Source organism: Pseudomonas sp. Pso3 (assembly GCF_055393275.1).
Map to the genome: position 1 here is coordinate 4,074,408 of NZ_AP043687.1, position 16,413 is coordinate 4,090,820.

Here is a 16,413-nt window from a genome sequence, read left to right on the forward strand (position 1 = left end):
TGGCCGCGGCGATACTTGTTATTGTGAGAGCCCACAGCGGAGCCATATTACTATCGGCGGCTGGACGCGACAGCGAAATTCGCAGAACTACCCAAGGCCCGCTACGTAGTTCTACGTAGCCGCCAGCCCGGACAGGTTACCGATGCAGCTCAAATACAAGATGGTCGCCCTCGGACTGCTGCCGCTGCTGCTGGCGGTCGCCGCGGTCTGCCTGGTGGTGCTGGAACAGAGCCAACGCCTGGGGGAGCAGCAGGCACGGCTGCTGGAACACAGCATCCTCGGCAGCAAGAAGACCGAGTTGCGCAACTATGTGGAGATGGGCGTCAGTGCCATCCAGCCGCTGTACGGCAGCGGTCGCGACGACGAGGACACCAAGGCCAGGGTACTGGCGCTGCTGGCCAGCCTGAATTTCGGCAGCGACGGCTACTTCTTCGTCTACGACCAGCATGGCCGCAATCTCATGCATCCGCGCCAGCCCGAGCTGGTCGGCCAGGATCTCTGGCAACTCACCGACGGCAACGGCCTGCTGGTGATCCAGGCGCTCCTGCGCAGTGCCAGCCAGGGCGACGGCTTCCAGCGCTATGGCTGGCAGAAGCCCTCCAGCGGCCAGATGGCGGAAAAGCTCGCCTACGTGACCCAGCTGCAGCGCTGGGGCTGGGTGCTGGGCACCGGCCTCTATCTGGACGACGTGGACGCCGCCCTCGCCCAGGTGCGCCACGACGTGGCCGCTGGCATCCGCACCACCCTGCTGGCCAGCGCCGGGGTGGCCCTGGTGGCGGTGCTGCTGGTGTTCGCCGGCGGCCTGACGCTCAATGTCAGCGAGCACCGCCTGGCCGATCGCAAGCTCAAGCAGCTGACCCAGAGACTCATCACCTCCCAGGAAGAGGAAAGATCGCGGCTGTCGCGGGAATTGCACGACGGCATCAGCCAGCTGCTGGTGTCCATCAAGTTCCAGTTCGAACTGGCCAGCCGCGAACTGGGGACCGGCAAGCCCAGCGCCGGCGAGACCCTGCGCGAAGGCACCCAGCGCCTGGCCGCCGCCATCGGCGAGATCCGCCGCATCTCCCACGACCTGCACCCTTCGCTGCTGGATACCCTCGGCCTGCCCGCGGCGCTCGGGCAGCTGGTGGAGGAATTCCGCCAGCGCAGCGGCCTGGACGTGGACTATCGGCAGACCCTGGACGACAGCACCGCCGGCGGCGACATGGACGTCGCCCTGTTCCGCATCGTCCAGGAGGCCCTGACCAACATCGAGCGCCACGCGGCGGCGCGCAAGGTCGTCATCGACCTGCAGCGCCGCGGGCGCTGGATCTGCCTGACCGTGCACGACGACGGTCGGGGCTTCGATACCGGCCAGGTGGAACATCTCAGCGGCGGCATCGGCCTGCGCAACATCCGCGAGCGGGTGGAGCTATTCGGCGGTCGCTGCGCCATCCAGTCCGGCCCCGGCGGCACGACCCTGGACGTCGTTCTGCTACGCTCGGACCTCCCGGCCGACGAGGAAAGCCCGACATGACGCCCATCCGCATCCTCCTGGTCGACGACCATGCCCTGGTCCGCGCCGGGGTGCGGGCGCTGCTGGGCACCATCGAGCGCTTCGTCGTGGTCGGCGAGGCCGGCAGTGGTGCGGAAGCCCTCGACCTGCTGGCGCGGCTCGATCCGGACATCCTGCTGGTGGACATCGGCCTCAAGGACATCAACGGCCTGGAGCTGACCGCCCTGATCGCCGAGCGTGCCCCGCGCGCCCGGGTGCTGATCCTGAGCATGTACGACAATCGCGAATACGTGAGCACCTCGTTGCGAGTCGGCGCGGCCGGCTATGTGCTCAAGGATGCGCCGTCCGAGGAGATCATCGCCGCGGTGGAAGCCCTGGCGGTCGGCGGGCGCTTCTACAGCAGCGCCATCGCCGCCCGCCTGGGCGAAGGGGGCACCAGTGACGGCGACCTCACCCCGCGGGAGCGCCAGGTGCTGCTGCTCATGGCCCAGGGCCTCAACAACAAGACCATGGCCCAGCAGCTGGGGCTCAGCGTGCGCACGGTGGAAACCCACCGCCTGAGCATCCGCCGCAAGCTGGACATCCAGAAGCCGGCCGATCTGGTCCGCCATGCGCGCGAGTACGGCTGGCGCCCGGAGGGCACCTCCAACGTCTGACGAATTGGGCCGCTGCTCGCCCCCTGGCGACCAATGAGCCCTCTCCTTCTGGCCCCGCTGGTCGCCGCCAGCTACCCTTCCAGGCGCAGTCGATACGGGACGGCCACGGTCGTCTACAGTGATCAGGAAACCTCAGGAAGCCCTTCCATGAACGACACCAACGAGCGTCGCCGCTTTACCCGCTTCACCTTCGATGCCCCTGCCCAGTTGCACCAGTGTGAGCGCCAGTGGGCAGCGCCCGTGGACGACATTTCGCTCAAGGGCGTGCTGCTGGCGCGGCCTGCCGAGTGGTCGGCCCAGCCGAGCGCGACCTATCAGCTGCGCATCCTGCTGAACGACGAGACCCAGGTGAGCATGGACGTGGAGCTGGTACGGGAAACCCCGGAGCAGCTGGCCTTCGCCTGCCGCCAGATCGATCTGGATTCCATCAGCCACCTGCGCCGCCTGGTGGAGCTGAACCTGGGCGACGAAACCCTACTGGAGCGCGAACTGGCGGCGCTGGGTACGCCCTAGGTCTTGGGGTCGACGGTACTGGCTAGCGCTCTATCGTCTGTGCCGATTGCGGCTTATCGCGGTCGCGGGGTGCTCCTACAGGTGTAGGCAGACAGCTGATCGCGATCCTGAAGCCGATGGAGATGAACACCTGCACGGATAGCCCCCTCTCCCCTCGGGAGAGGGTTGGGGTAAGGGTGTCCCTCGCCGCGAAGGCCCAGTGTAAAAGGCTGCGCCGTTTTCCACGCTACTGCTCTGCCTGATCTCTATCGCGGCCATGCCGGTGCGCCGTAGCGATCGCTCCTACAGGTACACGGAAAGCGCTGCAGGAGTGACCCGTGGCCGCGATAGAACAGCCAGGTCACCTCTGCCTACCACCTGAGCGAGGGCGCCTGTCCGAAGCGAAGGGCGAAGTCTTCCGTAGGACCGGGCCTAGAACTCCAGGTGCAGACCCACCACCAGGCGGGCGTCGTGGGTGTCTTCGCCCTCTTCCCGCGCCATGGCGGCGGTGTTGCCGTGGGTGGCGTCCCAGGACACCCCGACATAGGGCGCGACCTCCGGGGTCACCTGGTATCTCAGGCGCAGCCCGGCTTCGCTTTCGGCGAAACCGGCGCCCTGGCCGCGGGACTCGTCGTTGCGACCGTAGAAATTGAGTTCGGTATGGGGCTGGAGAATCAGCCGCTGGGTCAGGGCCCAGTCGTATTCGGCTTCCAGGCGCAGGGCGGTCTGATTGTTTTCGCCGAAGAAGGCGGTGATCTCGATGTCGAGATCCTCGGGATCGTGTTCCTGGATGCCCAGGGCGGCCCAGGTCTGCGGCGAGCCGGGTTTGAAATCCTGGCGGATGCCGGCCACGCTGCCCCAGCCCTTGGCCAGGGCGTGCCCCCAGAGCGCCTGCACCTCGGCCTGCTCGGTGTGGCCGTTGGTGCGCTCGCCCTGGCTGCGAAAATCCAGGCGATTGGCGCCGCCGCCCAGGGCCCAGCCTTCCAGATCCCAGTTGAAGACGCTGCCTTCGTCGGCATGCTGCCACTCCAGCTGATCCACCTCCAGACTGGCCGGCGCGGAGCTGCTGGGATCGGCGGCCTGGACCAGGGCACTGGTAGCGAAGCCGGCAAGGAATACGGAAAGCGGGAGCAGACGAGACATGGCGGGTATCCAGGGTCATGGAAGCGCCTGATAGACCACCCTGCCCCGCCGAGAGTTTTAAAAAATATTACAAAAGCCGCCAAGGGCTATTCGAACAGGGCATCCAGCGCCTGCTCCAGACGCGTCACCGCGACCACCTGCAAGCCGGGTGGCGGGTCCTTGGGCGCATTGCCCTTGGGCACGATGGCCCGCTTGAAGCCGTGCTTGGCCGCCTCCTTGAGCCGTTCCTGGCCACTGGGCACCGGGCGGATCTCACCAGACAGGCCGATCTCGCCGAACACCAGCAGGTCGTGCGGCAGGGCGCGGTCCCTCAGGCTGGAGATCACCGCCGACATCAGCGCCAAGTCCACCGCCGTCTCCAGCACCTTGACCCCGCCGACCACGTTGATGAAGACGTCCTGATCGTAGGTGGGAATGCTGCCATGGCGGTGCAGCACCGCCAGCAGCATGGCCAGGCGATTCTGGTCCAGGCCCACGGTGACCCGCCGCGGATTGGCCAGGTGACTGGTGTCCACCAGGGCCTGCACCTCCACCAGCATCGGCCGCGAGCCCTCCCAGGTCGCCATGACCACGCTGCCGGCCACTGCCTCCTGGGCCCGGTTGAGAAAGATCGCCGAAGGGTTGGAGACCTCCTTGAGGCCCTTGTCGGTCATGCCGAACACGCCCAGTTCGTTGACCGCGCCAAAGCGGTTCTTGACCGCTCTCAGCATGCGCAGGCGGCCGTCGGATTCGCCCTCGAAATAGAGCACGGTGTCGACCATGTGCTCCAGCACCCGCGGTCCGGCCAGGGCGCCTTCCTTGGTGACGTGGCCGACCAGGAAGATGGCGGTGCCGGTCTGCTTGGCGAACCGCACCAGCAGGGCCGCGCTCTCGCGTACCTGGGCCACGCCGCCGGGCGCGGACTGCAGCTGCTCGGTGAAGATGGTCTGGATGGAGTCGATCACCATGACCCGCGGCTTTTCCTGGCGGGCGGTGGCGACGATGGACTCGATGCAGGTCTCGGTCATGACCTTGAGCTTGTCTTCCGGCAGGCCCAGGCGGCGGGCACGCATGGCCACCTGCTGCTGGGATTCCTCGCCGGTGACATAGAGCGCCGGCATGCGCGCGGCCAGGTGGCAGAGGGTCTGCAGCAGGATGGTGGACTTGCCGATGCCGGGATCGCCGCCGATCAGCACCACGGAGCCATCCACCAGGCCGCCACCCAGCACCCGGTCGAGTTCGGTGGAATCGGTGGTGAAGCGCGGGGTTTCCTCGACGCTGACCTCGGCCAGGGTCTTGATGGTCGCCTGGGCTCCGGCCCAGCCGGCGCGTCCGGAAGGGACGGCGGAAGTCTCGACGACGGTTTCCACCAGGGTGTTCCAGGCGCCGCACTCACCGCACTGGCCCGCCCACTTGGGAAAGGTGGCGCCGCATTCGGTGCAGCCGTAGAGACGCTTGGCCTTGGCCATGGCGGAATTCTCCAGTCGAGAAGGGAAGACGCCCAGCATAACACGACTGGATGCATAGACAGTAAAAAGGCGCACTCCCGCGGGGGAGCGCGCCTTTTCTCGAACGGCAGGCTTGGGCCTTAGTTGCCCTCGCCACCCGGCTGACGCAGCATGGTCAGGGCCTGGTTGGCCTGCGCGATGCACTTCTTCTCGTCACCGGCTTTCTGGGCAGCCATGGCATTCTTGCGGAATTCGGCGATCTGCTGGGCCTGGGAACTGCCCGGGCCGATCATGTTGGTCTTCATCTTGCTGGCATCGTCCAGCTTCTGCAGCTGGACCGCGCACAGATCCTTGGCGAATACGGGGGCGGCGGCAAACATCATCAGGGCGATCAGGGCGGTACGCTTCATGGGGACATCCTCGTTGAGAGGGCCAGGTAGGCCGGATAAACCTCGCTCACCCCGCGAAAGTAGCCTGGGGTAACCCATTGACCGCCGGGCACCGCTGGTCGTTCATCGCGCTGTCATCAGGCTCTGCAGGGGGTTCGCCGATCAGCCGCTAGTGCTTGAGCGTCGACACCATTTCCGCATCGCCACGCAACCAGACAGGCAGCGCCTGTTGCCAGCGCTGCTGTTCGAGCAGTTGCAGGTCGGCCAGCAACCGGCTGTATTCGGCGAATTCGAGCTGCACGCGACGGCGCTGGGCTTCCACGGCCGCCTCGGTGATCCACAGGTGCCACTGCTGGTACATCGCCACTTCGTCGGTCATCGGCTCCTCTCCTGGGAGGCCATGATGGCAACGCCAGCGGCTCTTGCCAATCGCGCCAGGCAGGGCTCGACGCTGCCGGTCGAGCCCGGTACGGCTAGGACGGGTATTTCAGCTGCTGAGCGATCTTGTCCTTGAGCAGGACGCGCTCGCGGCGCAGGCGACCCAGTTTCTCGTCGCCACTGGATTCTTCCACTTCCTCCAGATCGAGGATCTGCTGGTCGAGCTTGGCGTAGTCTTCCAGCAGCTTGGCAAAGGCCGCATCGGTCTGCGGACGGCTGTCCAGCTGCTCGGCGTACTCGGGAAAGTCTTTGTGCAGGTCGTGTTTGGCAACCATCAGGGGCTCCTTGGGGACGAGAGGTGGAGGTCGCGAGGGTTGCTGCCCTCGGCGTACAAGGGTGGACCCGGCCCCTTCGACAAAGTGCGACAGCCGCGACCAGTTGCCGATCGCGCGGCGATTTGCCGCTTCCGGGGAACCTGGAGACCGTTAGCAGGGTTCCAAACCCGAGCGAAGCGAGCACAATCGTCTATCGTCTCTTCGAAACCATCCAAAGGAGTGCAGCATGAGCATCATTGCCGAGTTCAAGAAATTCGCCATGAGAGGCAACGTGGTCGACCTGGCGGTCGGCATCATCCTGGGCGCGGCTTTCGGCAAGATCGTGTCGTCCTTCGTGGCCGACATCATCACGCCGCCGCTGGGCCTGTTGCTGGGGGGTGTGGATTTCTCGCAACTGGCGATCACCCTGAGGGCCGCCGTGGGTGACCAGCCAGCCGTGGTCATGTCCTACGGCAAGTTCCTGCAGACCATCTTCGACTTCGTGATCATCGCCTTCGCCATCTTCATGGCGATCAAGGTGCTCAACCGCCTGCGCCTGCACCAGGATGCCGCCCCGGCCGGTCCGACCAAGGACCAGGTGCTGCTGACCGAGATCCGCGACCTGCTGAAGGAGCAGAACAGCAAGGCGACCGAGGCTCCCGTGGTGAAGCAGGAACCGCCGGTCAACCCGCTGTAAGCCTTTCAAAGGCGGCTGCGCGTCGGCCAACCTGCGTTGAAAATGGCTTCGGAATGCTCATTTACCACTTGTAAACTCCGCTTCCTCAGCCATTTTCGCCTTGTTTGACTCTAGCTCGCAGCCTTTGAACAGGCTTACAGAACGCCCGCCTCGCTAGGAGGCGGGCCGCTCCAGGCGGATCCAGCCGATCCGCCGATCCTTGACCGATTCCACGGTCAACTGCCAGCCCTGGTATTCCAGGCGATCACCGGCCACCGGCAGGCGTCCCAGCAGGTCCACCACCAGGCCGCCAAGGGTCTGGTAGTCCTCGTTTTCGGCGATCTGGAAACCGGTGCGCTGGGCCAGGGGATGCAGATTCAGGCCGCCGCTGGCGCGATAGCCGTTCTCCACCTTTTCCAGTTCCGGCAGGCTCTCCTCGCTGGCGTCCGGCAATTCGCCGGCGATGGCCTCGAGGATGTCGGTCAGGGTCAACAGGCCTTCGAAACCACCGAATTCATTGACCACGAAGGCCACGTGGGTCGAGGCGGCGCGCAGCTGTTCCAGAGCGCCCAGTACCGTGGCCTGGGCCGGCAGGTGGATGGGGGTGCGCACCCGGGCACGCAGATCCGGCGACTGGCCTTGCAGGATGTCAGCGAACAGCTCCTTCTTGTGCACATAGCCCAGGGGTTCGTCGATGTTGCCGTTGACCACCAGAGGCAGGCGCGAGTGGGCCGAGGCCAGCAATTGCTCGCGCAGCCGTTCCGGGGCGGCGTCGGCATCGAGGATGTCGACGTCGGCGCGAGCGGTCATCACCGTTCGCACCGGGCGCTCGCCCAGTTGCAGCACGCCACTGATCATCAGGCGCTCGCGGCGATCGAAGACCGGGCCCTCGCCCTTCTCGCCTTCCATCAGCTCGGCGATGTCCTCGTCCACCTCGTCTTCGCGCAGGCGACCGCCCAGCAGCCGCAGCACGGCCTGGGAGGTCCTCTCGCGCATGCCGAGCCGCTCGTGCAACTGGCGCTTGCGCTTCCAGCGCACCACCTGGTTGGCCAGCTCGATGAGGATCGAGAAGCCGATGGCGGCATAGAGGTAGCCCTTGGGAATATGGAAGCCCAGGCCTTCGGCGGTCAGGCTCAGACCGATCATCATCAGGAAGCCCAGGCACAGCATGATCACCGTGGGGTGGGCGTTGACGAAGGCGGTCAGCGGCTTGCTCGCCACCAGCATCAGGCCGATGGAGATGATCACGGCGATCATCATCACGCTCAGGTGCTCGACCATGCCCACGGCGGTGATGACGGCGTCCAGCGAGAACACGGCGTCAAGCACCACGATCTGCGCGACCACCGGCCAGAAGGCCGCGTAGGCGCGATTGCCACCGGTCTTGTGGGTGTGGCCCTCGATGCGTTCGTGCAACTCGGTGGTGGCCTTGAACAGCAGGAAGATACCGCCGAACAGCATGATGAGGTCACGGCCGGAGAAGGCCTTGCCGAAGACCTCGAACAGCGGCTCGGTGAGGGTCACCATCCAGGAGATGCTGGCCAAGAGGCCCAGACGCATGATCAGCGCCAGCGACAGGCCGATCACCCGTGCCTTGTCACGCTGCGCGGGCGGCAGCTTGTCGGCGAGGATGGCGATGAACACCAGGTTGTCGATGCCCAGGACGATTTCCAGGACGATCAGGGTGAGGAGTCCCAACCAGGCGGTGGGATCGGCGATCCATTCCATTAGCGGGATGCCTCCGCGATAGAGGGCCGAACGGCCGCGGAGGAAGAAAGACGGTAGGGGGTGTCAGCCGCACCTGGCCTGGGGGCCGGGGGCGGCTCGGATCTGTCACTGCTCATCGGGACTCGGAAAGTAGCCTTGGAAATTCCGATCCTAGAGCAAGGTGGGGCCAAAGCTAAAGGCCCAACCTTTTCCAATTGTGAAGAAAACGTAAAGACGCCGGTGGTGGCCCCTGTTACCAGTAGTTTTCCACCGCCACCTGCCCGGGTCGGCGACTCAGGGCCAGCTGTAGATCGCGGGTCTTGAGCAGCTGGCGGGTGTCGTCGACCATCTCCGGATTGCCGCAGATGAGGATGCGCGAGTGCTCGGGCGAGAGTTCGACGCCGGCGGCGCGTTCCAGCTCGCCGTTCTCGATCAGGGTGGTGATGCGGCCACGCAGGGCGCCGGGGTGATCCTCGCGGGTAACCACGGGAACATAGACCAGGCGGTCGGTGAGGCCTTCGAGGTGCTCCACCTCGCCGTAACCGCGGATGACCTCCTGGTAGGCCAGATCGCGAGCTTCGCGCACGCTGTAGACCAGCACGATGCGCTCGAAGCGCTCCCAGGTATCGGGCTCCTGCAGCATCGACAGGAAGGGCGCGAGGCCCGTGCCGGTGGCCAGCAGCCAGAGATCGCGACCGCCGCCGAAGCGCTCCAGGGTGAGATAGCCATAGGGCTGCTTTTCCACCAGCAGTTCGTCGCCCTCGCGCAGGCGGCTCAGTTCGCTGGTGAAGGCGCCACCCGGCACGACGATGGAAAAGAATTCGAGGAAGTCGTCGTGGGGCGCCGAGACCATGGAGTAGGCCCGCCAGACGATGTCGCCATCGGCCTTGCGCACGCCCAGCCGGGCGAACTGGCCGGCGCGAAAGCGATAGCGCGGATCGCGGGTGGTCCTCAGGCTGAAGAGGTTGTCGCTCCAGGGCCAGACGGCGGTGATCGTCTCGCGGGTGAACTTGTCTTCGGTGGCGGTCATACTGGCCTCTTTTTCCCGATTGCTTGGCGCCATTGTCCCGCAGTGAGCCGCCGATAAACACCGACAGAAACCATGCCTTCTCTCGTCTCGCCCTTCGCCACCCTCGAACTCGACCGTCAGCCCCCGCGCCGCGACGATCCCCTGCAGGCCTTCGACGCCGCCGACGAATACCTGCTGCAGCAGGTCGCCGAGGAGGGCCTGGCCCCGTCCGCCCGGGTGCTGGTGCTCAACGACGGCTTCGGCGCCCTGGCCGCCAGTCTCGCCGCTCATGCCCAGGTGACCTCCAGTGGCGACTCGCACCTGGCGGCCCTGGCGCTGGCGGCCAACCTGGCGCGCAACGGCCTCGCCGCCGAGGCGGTAACCTTCGTCCCGGCCAGCGAGGCGATCAGCGGTCCCTTCGATCTGGTGCTGGTGCGGGTGCCCAAGACCCTGGCGTTGCTGGAAGAGCAGCTGATCCGCCTGCACGGCCAGCTGGCGCCGGGTGCCCGGGTGATCGCCGCCGGCATGCTCAAGCACCTGCCCCGCGCCGCCGGCGACCTGCTGGAGCGGCATATCGGCCCGGTGCAGGCTTCGCTGGCGGTAAAGAAGGCGCGGCTGCTCTTCGCCACCCCCGAGGCGCGACCGGCGGTGGCCTCGCCCTACCCGAGTCGCTATCGCCTGGATGCGCCGCCACTTACCCTGGTCAACCATGCCAACGTCTTCTGCCGCGAGGGCCTGGATATCGGCACCCGTGCCTTCCTGCCACACCTGCCCCAGGGCCTGGGCCAGGCCCGGGTGGCCGATCTCGGCTGCGGCAACGGCGTGCTGGCGCTGGCCTGCGCCCTGGCCAATCCGGAGGCGCAATTCACCCTGGTGGACGAGTCCTACATGGCGGTGCAGTCGGCGCGCGAGAACTGGAGCGCGGCCTTCGGCGAGCGACCGGTGGCAATCCGCGCGGCCGATGGCCTGGCCGACCAGGCGCCGCGGTCGCTGGAGCTGATCCTGTGCAATCCGCCCTTTCACCAGCAGCAGGTGGTGGGCGACTTCCTCGCCTGGCGCATGTTCCAGCAGGCGCGGGCGGCGCTGACCGAGCAGGGCGAACTCTGGCTGGTGGGCAATCGCCACCTGGGTTATCACGTCAAGCTCAAGCGGCTGTTCAGGCGTGTCGAACAGATCGCGGCCACGCCGAAATTCGTGGTGCTCAGGGCGGTCCAACCCCTCTGACATCCACCCAGGAGCGAGAGCTGCCCGCGTGCCTTCCCTGCCCCTCGATCTCCACTACATCGCCCTGGTCCTCGAACTGATCGGCATCAGCGCGGCGATCCACGCCATTATCACGGTGCGTACCGCCCAGGGCGCCATGGCCTGGGCCATGGCGCTGGTGTTCATGCCCTTCCTCAGCCTGATTCCCTATCTGGTATTCGGCCGGCGGCGCTTCGACAGCTATGTGAAGGCGCGGCGTCAGGCCGACGAGGAGATGGCGCGCCAGGCCGCCGAACTGGACTGGCGGCCCTGGATCGCCGAGGCCATGGCCGCCCAGCAGTGCAGCGCGGCCAATCGCAAGCTCAAGGCCATGACCGCCCTCACCGGCACGCCCTGCGTTGCCAACAACCAGGTGCGGCTGCTGATCAACGGCGAGGAGACCTTCGCCGCCATCCTCGCGGCCATCCGCGGGGCGCAGAAGGTGGTGCTGGTGCAGTTCTTCATCATCCACGACGACGCCCTCGGCCTGGCCCTGCAGAACACCCTGCTGGACCGCGCCCGCGCCGGGGTCCAGGTCTTTCTGCTGTACGACGCCATCGGCAGCCATGCCCTGCCGCGCGCCTATGTGGAAAAGCTGCGCGAAGCCGGTTGTGAGGTGAAGGGCTTCAGCAACAGACGCGGGCTGATCAACAGGTTCCAGGTCAATTTCCGCAACCATCGCAAGATCGTCATCGTCGATGGCGAGGTGGGCTTTACCGGCGGGCTCAACGTCGGCGACGAATACATGGGTCTCAAGCCGCCCCTGGCGCCCTGGCGCGACACCCACCTGGAATTGCGCGGTCCGGCCCTGGCCACCCTGCAGGAAACCTTTGCCCAGGACTGGTACTGGGTGACCAGAAAGCTGCCCACCCTGCTGCTGCCGGAACGCTACGAAGAGGGGGGCGTGCTCTGCCAGGTGGTGCCCAGCGGGCCGGCGGACGATCAGGAGACCTGCTCGCTGTTCTTTGTAGAGGCCATCCACTCGGCGCGCCACCGCGTCTGGATCACCACGCCCTACTTCATCCCTGACGAAGCCGTTTCGGCGGCCCTGCGCCTGGCCGCCCTGCGCGGGGTGGACGTGCGCATCCTGCTGCCCTCGCGACCCGACCACAAGGTGGTCTATGCCGCCTCCTACCTCTATGCCTTCGAAGCGGTACATGCCGGGGTGCGGGTGTTCCGCTACGGCCCGGGCTTCCTGCACCAGAAGGTGGTGCTGATCGACGAAGACGTGGCCGCGGTGGGCAGCGCCAACCTGGACAACCGTTCCTTCCGCCTCAACTTCGAGGTCATGGTGATGGTGATGGACGTCCCCTTCGCCTGGGAGGTGCGCAAGATGCTGGAGCAGGACTTCAGTCGCTCCCGCGAACTCACCCCCGAGGACAATGCCGCCCTGCGCCGCTGGCGGCGGGTGGCCATGCGGGTGGCGCGGGTGTTTTCGCCGGTGCTCTAGGGCCTGGAACCCGCTCGGCGGCGGCCTGGTCCGATGCCCCATGGCGCCTCACCCGGAGCGCCCCGCGCATCCCGGAGTCGCCATGTCGTGCCCCTCGCCCCTGCGTTGCGCCGGTCTGCTGGCGGGCTGTCTGGCCCTGGAGGCCACCGCCGCGCCGCGTAGCGTGCCGTCCATCGAAAGCGAAGACGCCGCCCTGGGCAGCGTGGAGGTCAGCGAAAACTCCGGGCGCTTCCATCCGCAACTGGGCATGGACGTGCGCAACGGCGACTTTTCCCGCGGCAACTACGATGACGACGCGGCCAGCCTCGACCGCGTCCCCTTGCACCTGCAGGCGGGCTTCGCCCTGGATCTGCACCAGGGAAGCGACGGCAATGCCGATGCCTGGCTGGTGTTCAGCAGCAGCAACGGCTTGCACAGCCCCTCCAGCGAGGAACGGGTCAGCCCGCGGCGCTGGTACGAGAGCAACAACCTGCTGGGCGTGGTGGTGTCACCGGCCGAGGGCCTGAGGGTCGGCTTCGTCTACACGGTCAAGAGCAGCCCAAACGATGTCGCCGCCACCACGCAAGAGGCCAGCCTGACCCTGGCCTACCAGGCCGAGTCGGGCCTGGGTGCCTGGCGTCCGGGACTGGCGGTGACCACCCGCACCCAGGGCGACAGCGGTCTCTATACCCAGGGCAGCCTGGAACCCGGACTGGACCTCTCGGCCAGTGGCCTGCGCCTGAGTTTCCCCAGTGCCCTGGGGGTGGGCTGGAACGGCTTCTATGGACCGGATTCCGGCGATCGCCTCTATGCCCGCACCGGGCTGGCGCTGGAGCAGCCCTTTCGCTGGGGCGAGACGCGCTGGAGCGCTCGCGCCGAAGCCCTGGCGCTCTATCGCGACGGCGCCCTGCGCGAGTTGAGCGGTCCGGAGGGCGAGACCGACGGCGTGGTGCCCCAGGTAACCCTCAGCCTGTCCATGGCCTACTAGCCGAGCGGCGCCACGCCCAGCCCTTCCACCAGGGTCTCTAGAGAACGCAGGCCGGCCACCGAGTTGCCGTAGCTGTCCAGCCGGGGCGACCAGACGCAGATGCTCATCTGTCCCGGCACGATGGCGACGATGCCGCCCCCTACCCCGCTCTTGCCCGGCAGGCCGACGCGCCAGGCGAAGTCGCCGGCCGCGTCATAGAGGCCGCAGGTCAGCAGCAGCGCATTGAGCTGGCGGGTCTGCTGGGGCGTCACCACGACCTGGCCATCCTGGGGATTGATGCCGCCGTTGGCGAGAAAGGCGAAGGCGCGAGCCACGTCGACGCAGCTCATGGCCAGGGCGCAGCCGTGGAAATAGACGTCGAGGACGTCATCGACCTCGCTGTGCAGATTGCCGTAGGCCTTCATCAGATAGGCCAGGGCGGCGTTGCGCGCCTTGTGGTCCATCTCCGAGCGGGCCACGCGGTCGTCGAAGTTGAGCGTCGGATTGCCGGCCAGACGGCGCGCCTGTTCGCGCATCATCCAGTGGATCGACATGATGCGCGACACCAGCAATTCGCAGACCTGCACGGCGCCGGCGTTGATGAAGGGATTGCGCGGCACGCCCTTCTCTTCTTCCAGCTGGGCCATGGAGTTGAAGGCATGGCCGGAAGGCTCGCGGCCGACGCGGGTCCAGATATCCGCCTCGTCCAGGCGCTGCATGGCGATCACCAGGTTGAGCACCTTGGAGATGGACTGGATGGAAAAGGCGGTGTCGGCCGCCCCGGCGCGCCAGACCTGGCCGTTGACGTCGCAGACGGCGATGCCGAACTGATCCGGCGCCACCTCGGCCAGCGCCGGGATGTAGTCGGCCACCTTGCCCTCGCCGAAATGGCGCGGCGCGGCGGCGGCGATACGGTCGAGCAGGGGTTGCAGCGAGTGGCGGTCGAAGGGCTCTGCCATGACGATTCCGAAACGGGCGGGGGCGCCAAGTGTAGGGGCCACGGCGGCCTCAGGCGAGCCCCAGGCGCGGCGGCAATGGCAGGCGGATCTCGAATCGAGCGCCACCCTGGGCACCGGCGCTCAGGTCCAGCCGGCCACCCTGGTTTTCCACCGCGCGCCGGCTGATGGCCAGGCCCAGGCCGAAGCCGCCGGTGGCGCGGTCACGACTGCGATCCAGGCGATAGAAGGGTTCGAAGACCCGCTCGCGCTCCGCCGCGGGAATCCCCTCGCCGTCATCCTCGACGGCGATCAGCAACGCGTCGCCGTCGTCACGGACCGCTACCCAGACCTCGCGCTGGCAATAACGCAGGGCGTTGCCGACGAGATTCTGCAGGGCGCGGGCGGTGAGGCGTGGCGCCAGTTCGGCCCGCCTGGGCGCCTGCGTCAGGTCCAGGTGAATCACGACGCCGCGGCGCTCCTGCTCTTCGGCGAAGTCGGCCAGCACGCTGTCGAGAAAGGCTTCGAGTTCCAGGCTCAGGCGTTCGGGCGGCTGCTGGCTGCTCTGCAGGCGGGCAAAGGACAGTAATTCGTCGACCAGGGCATCCAGTTCGCGGACGTGGCGCACCAGTTGTTCCAGCTGGCGGTGGGTCTCGGCGGGCAGCGGATCGGCCTGCAACAGCGCCAGGCCGAATTCCAGGCGTGACAGCGGCGTGCGCAATTCATGGGAGACGGCGTTGAGCAGGTCGCGCTGCTGGACGATCAGCGCCTCCAGTTCCTGGGCCATGTCATCGAAGGCCCGCGCCACCTCGCCGATGTCCGAGCGCGGCGAGATGGCCGTGCGCTCGCCCAGATGGCCCTTGCCCAGGCGCGCCGCGGTACGCCGCAGCCGCTCCAGGTCGCGCCAGTGCGGTCGCAGCCAGACATAGAGGCAAACCAGCAGGGCCGCGCCGATCAGGGCGTTCATGGCCCAGTAGGTCAGGGCGATGTCGGTGGGCGCCTCGGGGATGCCGACCCAGAGCACCTGATCCGTCGGCAGCGGCACCAGGGCCGCGCTGGGTTCGCCATAGTCGCCCAGGCGTACCCGCCGCTGGCCGGCGGCCAGATCGGCGCGCTCCTCCGGGGTGAGGGCTGGATCCTCAAGCGGGACCAGACGCAGGCTGATGGGCGCCAGCTCCGCGGCCAACTCCTTCTGCAGGGCTGGCCAGCGCGCCGGCGGCGCCTGGTTGAAGGTGCGCTGCACCAGGCTGAGCGGGCCGTGCAGTTGTTCGAGGGTGTAGCGACTGTAGCGCTCGTAGAACACCTGCAGCAGCGCCTCGGGCACCAGGTAGCTGGCGGCGCCATAGGTCACCAGCAGGATGAGGTAGAGGCGGACGAGGATCTTGAGCATCTATTCCCACTCGGCGCGGGAAAGGAGATAGCCCTTGCCCCAGACGGTCTTGATCCGCCGGGCGTCGCCGGGGTGCTCTTCGAAGCGCCGGCGCAGCTTGGAGATGGCCACGTCCACCGAGCGATCGACGCCGTTGAATTCGATGCCGCGCAGTTGCTGGATCAGCTGGTCGCGACTGAGCACCTCGCCGGCATGGCGCATGAGGATCGCCAGCAGGTTGAATTCGGTGGATGACAGCTCCACCAGTTGGTCGCGCCACCAGACCTGGCGTTCACCCGGCAGCAGCCGCAGCTGGCCGATAGTGAGGCGGTCATCGGCGGGTGCCTCACCCAGCTGGCAGCGGCGCAGCAGGGTGCGGATGCGTGCCAGCAGCACCCGCGGTTCGCAGGGCTTGCTGACGTAGTCGTCGGCGCCGATCTCCAGGCCCAGCACCTGGTCGTGGCTGTCGTCCAGGGCCGTAAGCATCAGGATCGGCAGGCTCGGCTGGGCGGCGCGCAGCTGACGGCAGACCTGCAGGCCGTCCAGCCCCGGTAGCATGACGTCGAGCACCACCAGGTGCGGGCGCAGGCGCTGCACCGCGGCCAGGGCTTCGTCGCCGCGACCGATCACCGTCACGGCATAGCCCTGACGGCCCAGGTAGGTGGCGATGAGCTCGGCCAGGGCGGTGTCGTCTTCGACGATGAGCAAGGGGATCACGGCAGGTCTTCGCGGTGGAAAGTGCCGAGCATAGCCGAGCCCCGGGCAGGCGGGCGCCAGGCTTAACA

Annotated in this window: 17 protein-coding genes; 7 read left to right on the plus strand and 10 right to left on the minus strand. The window is 67.0% G+C overall.

Going from position 1 to position 16,413, the window contains the following annotated elements; translation table 11 throughout:
* Positions 1 to 142 precede the first annotated feature (142 nt).
* From ACZ5R1_RS19155 to ACZ5R1_RS19165, 3 genes are all read left to right on the plus strand, one after another.
* Positions 143 to 1,516: a cache domain-containing protein gene (locus tag ACZ5R1_RS19155; RefSeq protein WP_115946708.1), complete on the plus strand. Its 1,374-nt coding sequence runs from the start codon at positions 143 to 145 to the stop codon at positions 1,514 to 1,516.
* Positions 1,513 to 2,151: a response regulator gene (locus ACZ5R1_RS19160; RefSeq protein WP_027602973.1), complete on the plus strand. Its 639-nt coding sequence runs from the start codon at positions 1,513 to 1,515 to the stop codon at positions 2,149 to 2,151. The genes ACZ5R1_RS19155 and ACZ5R1_RS19160 overlap by 4 nt, the downstream gene beginning before the upstream one ends.
* A 147-nt stretch (positions 2,152 to 2,298) precedes the next feature.
* A complete protein-coding gene (locus ACZ5R1_RS19165) occupies positions 2,299 to 2,664 on the plus strand; it encodes a PilZ domain-containing protein (protein WP_115946707.1) in 366 nt (121 codons plus the stop codon).
* Between the two features lie 411 nt (positions 2,665 to 3,075).
* Here ACZ5R1_RS19165 and ACZ5R1_RS19170 read toward each other — a convergent pair whose 3' ends face one another.
* From ACZ5R1_RS19170 to ACZ5R1_RS19190, 5 genes are all read right to left on the minus strand, one after another.
* Entirely contained in the window at positions 3,076 to 3,786 is a 711-nt protein-coding gene (locus ACZ5R1_RS19170) for a copper resistance protein B (RefSeq protein ID WP_115946706.1), read from the minus strand.
* A gap of 86 nt (positions 3,787 to 3,872) precedes the next feature.
* Positions 3,873 to 5,234, minus strand: a complete 1,362-nt coding sequence (gene radA, locus ACZ5R1_RS19175) for a DNA repair protein RadA (RefSeq protein ID WP_027598463.1) — start codon at positions 5,232 to 5,234, stop codon at positions 3,873 to 3,875.
* Between the two features lie 119 nt (positions 5,235 to 5,353).
* On the minus strand, positions 5,354 to 5,623 hold the full coding sequence (locus tag ACZ5R1_RS19180) for a hypothetical protein (protein WP_007162689.1): 270 nt from the start codon (positions 5,621 to 5,623) through the stop codon (positions 5,354 to 5,356).
* A gap of 148 nt (positions 5,624 to 5,771) precedes the next feature.
* Positions 5,772 to 5,981 carry a hypothetical protein gene (locus tag ACZ5R1_RS19185; protein WP_058792900.1) on the minus strand — a complete coding sequence of 70 codons (210 nt, stop codon included), beginning with the start codon at positions 5,979 to 5,981 and terminating at the stop codon, positions 5,772 to 5,774.
* Positions 5,982 to 6,075: 94 nt separating this feature from the next.
* The gene (locus tag ACZ5R1_RS19190; RefSeq protein ID WP_115946705.1) at positions 6,076 to 6,315 is read right to left on the minus strand and encodes a YdcH family protein; all 240 of its coding nucleotides are present in this window, start codon (positions 6,313 to 6,315) and stop codon (positions 6,076 to 6,078) included.
* Positions 6,316 to 6,541: 226 nt separating this feature from the next.
* Between ACZ5R1_RS19190 and mscL the strand changes: the two genes are divergently transcribed.
* A complete protein-coding gene (gene mscL, locus ACZ5R1_RS19195) occupies positions 6,542 to 6,991 on the plus strand; it encodes a large-conductance mechanosensitive channel protein MscL (protein WP_108582976.1) in 450 nt (149 codons plus the stop codon).
* 153 nt (positions 6,992 to 7,144) lie between these two features.
* Here the strand turns inward: mscL and ACZ5R1_RS19200 are convergent, their stop codons facing one another.
* Together ACZ5R1_RS19200 and ACZ5R1_RS19205 are read right to left on the minus strand one after the other, a co-directional pair.
* Positions 7,145 to 8,698 carry a TerC family protein gene (locus ACZ5R1_RS19200; RefSeq protein ID WP_027598462.1) on the minus strand — a complete coding sequence of 518 codons (1,554 nt, stop codon included), beginning with the start codon at positions 8,696 to 8,698 and terminating at the stop codon, positions 7,145 to 7,147.
* 232 nt (positions 8,699 to 8,930) lie between these two features.
* The gene (locus tag ACZ5R1_RS19205) at positions 8,931 to 9,707 is read right to left on the minus strand and encodes a ferredoxin--NADP reductase (protein ID WP_027598461.1); all 777 of its coding nucleotides are present in this window, start codon (positions 9,705 to 9,707) and stop codon (positions 8,931 to 8,933) included.
* A gap of 72 nt (positions 9,708 to 9,779) precedes the next feature.
* Here ACZ5R1_RS19205 and ACZ5R1_RS19210 point away from each other — a divergent pair, with 72 nt between their 5' ends.
* The 3 genes from ACZ5R1_RS19210 to ACZ5R1_RS19220 all read left to right on the plus strand — a co-directional run bounded on the left by ACZ5R1_RS19210 (position 9,780) and on the right by ACZ5R1_RS19220 (position 13,345).
* Positions 9,780 to 10,910, plus strand: a complete 1,131-nt coding sequence (locus ACZ5R1_RS19210) for a methyltransferase (RefSeq protein WP_115946704.1) — start codon at positions 9,780 to 9,782, stop codon at positions 10,908 to 10,910.
* 28 nt (positions 10,911 to 10,938) lie between these two features.
* Positions 10,939 to 12,378, plus strand: a complete 1,440-nt coding sequence (gene cls, locus ACZ5R1_RS19215) for a cardiolipin synthase (protein ID WP_007162696.1) — start codon at positions 10,939 to 10,941, stop codon at positions 12,376 to 12,378.
* An 82-nt stretch (positions 12,379 to 12,460) separates the two neighbouring features.
* Positions 12,461 to 13,345, plus strand: a complete 885-nt coding sequence (locus ACZ5R1_RS19220; RefSeq protein WP_115946703.1) for a hypothetical protein — start codon at positions 12,461 to 12,463, stop codon at positions 13,343 to 13,345.
* Here the strand turns inward: ACZ5R1_RS19220 and glsB are convergent.
* The 3 genes from glsB to ACZ5R1_RS19235 all read right to left on the minus strand — a co-directional run bounded on the left by glsB (position 13,342) and on the right by ACZ5R1_RS19235 (position 16,345).
* A complete protein-coding gene (glsB, locus tag ACZ5R1_RS19225; protein ID WP_220376274.1) occupies positions 13,342 to 14,256 on the minus strand; it encodes a glutaminase B in 915 nt (304 codons plus the stop codon). The genes ACZ5R1_RS19220 and glsB overlap by 4 nt on opposite strands.
* Before the next feature lie 76 nt (positions 14,257 to 14,332).
* Positions 14,333 to 15,649 (minus strand): ATP-binding protein, encoded by a 1,317-nt coding sequence (locus tag ACZ5R1_RS19230; protein WP_288505319.1) that lies wholly within the window; start codon positions 15,647 to 15,649, stop codon positions 14,333 to 14,335.
* Positions 15,650 to 16,345 carry a response regulator gene (locus ACZ5R1_RS19235; RefSeq protein WP_081737461.1) on the minus strand — a complete coding sequence of 232 codons (696 nt, stop codon included), beginning with the start codon at positions 16,343 to 16,345 and terminating at the stop codon, positions 15,650 to 15,652.
* Positions 16,346 to 16,413 lie beyond the last annotated feature (68 nt).

Excerpts from the sequence above, each read along its gene's own strand:
- ACZ5R1_RS19155 (WP_115946708.1), top strand. The coding sequence starts at position 143 with ATGCAGCTCAAATACAAGATGGTCGCCCTCGGACTGCTGCCGCTGCTG.
- ACZ5R1_RS19160 (WP_027602973.1), top strand. The coding sequence starts at position 1,513 with ATGACGCCCATCCGCATCCTCCTGGTCGACGACCATGCCCTGGTCCGC.
- ACZ5R1_RS19165 (WP_115946707.1), top strand. The coding sequence starts at position 2,299 with ATGAACGACACCAACGAGCGTCGCCGCTTTACCCGCTTCACCTTCGAT.
- ACZ5R1_RS19170 (WP_115946706.1), bottom strand. The coding sequence starts at position 3,786 with ATGTCTCGTCTGCTCCCGCTTTCCGTATTCCTTGCCGGCTTCGCTACC.
- radA (WP_027598463.1), bottom strand. The coding sequence starts at position 5,234 with ATGGCCAAGGCCAAGCGTCTCTACGGCTGCACCGAATGCGGCGCCACC.
- ACZ5R1_RS19180 (WP_007162689.1), bottom strand. The coding sequence starts at position 5,623 with ATGAAGCGTACCGCCCTGATCGCCCTGATGATGTTTGCCGCCGCCCCC.
- ACZ5R1_RS19185 (WP_058792900.1), bottom strand. The coding sequence starts at position 5,981 with ATGACCGACGAAGTGGCGATGTACCAGCAGTGGCACCTGTGGATCACC.
- ACZ5R1_RS19190 (WP_115946705.1), bottom strand. The coding sequence starts at position 6,315 with ATGGTTGCCAAACACGACCTGCACAAAGACTTTCCCGAGTACGCCGAG.
- mscL (WP_108582976.1), top strand. The coding sequence starts at position 6,542 with ATGAGCATCATTGCCGAGTTCAAGAAATTCGCCATGAGAGGCAACGTG.
- ACZ5R1_RS19200 (WP_027598462.1), bottom strand. The coding sequence starts at position 8,698 with ATGGAATGGATCGCCGATCCCACCGCCTGGTTGGGACTCCTCACCCTG.
- ACZ5R1_RS19205 (WP_027598461.1), bottom strand. The coding sequence starts at position 9,707 with ATGACCGCCACCGAAGACAAGTTCACCCGCGAGACGATCACCGCCGTC.
- ACZ5R1_RS19210 (WP_115946704.1), top strand. The coding sequence starts at position 9,780 with ATGCCTTCTCTCGTCTCGCCCTTCGCCACCCTCGAACTCGACCGTCAG.
- ACZ5R1_RS19220 (WP_115946703.1), top strand. The coding sequence starts at position 12,461 with ATGTCGTGCCCCTCGCCCCTGCGTTGCGCCGGTCTGCTGGCGGGCTGT.
- ACZ5R1_RS19230 (WP_288505319.1), bottom strand. The coding sequence starts at position 15,649 with ATGCTCAAGATCCTCGTCCGCCTCTACCTCATCCTGCTGGTGACCTAT.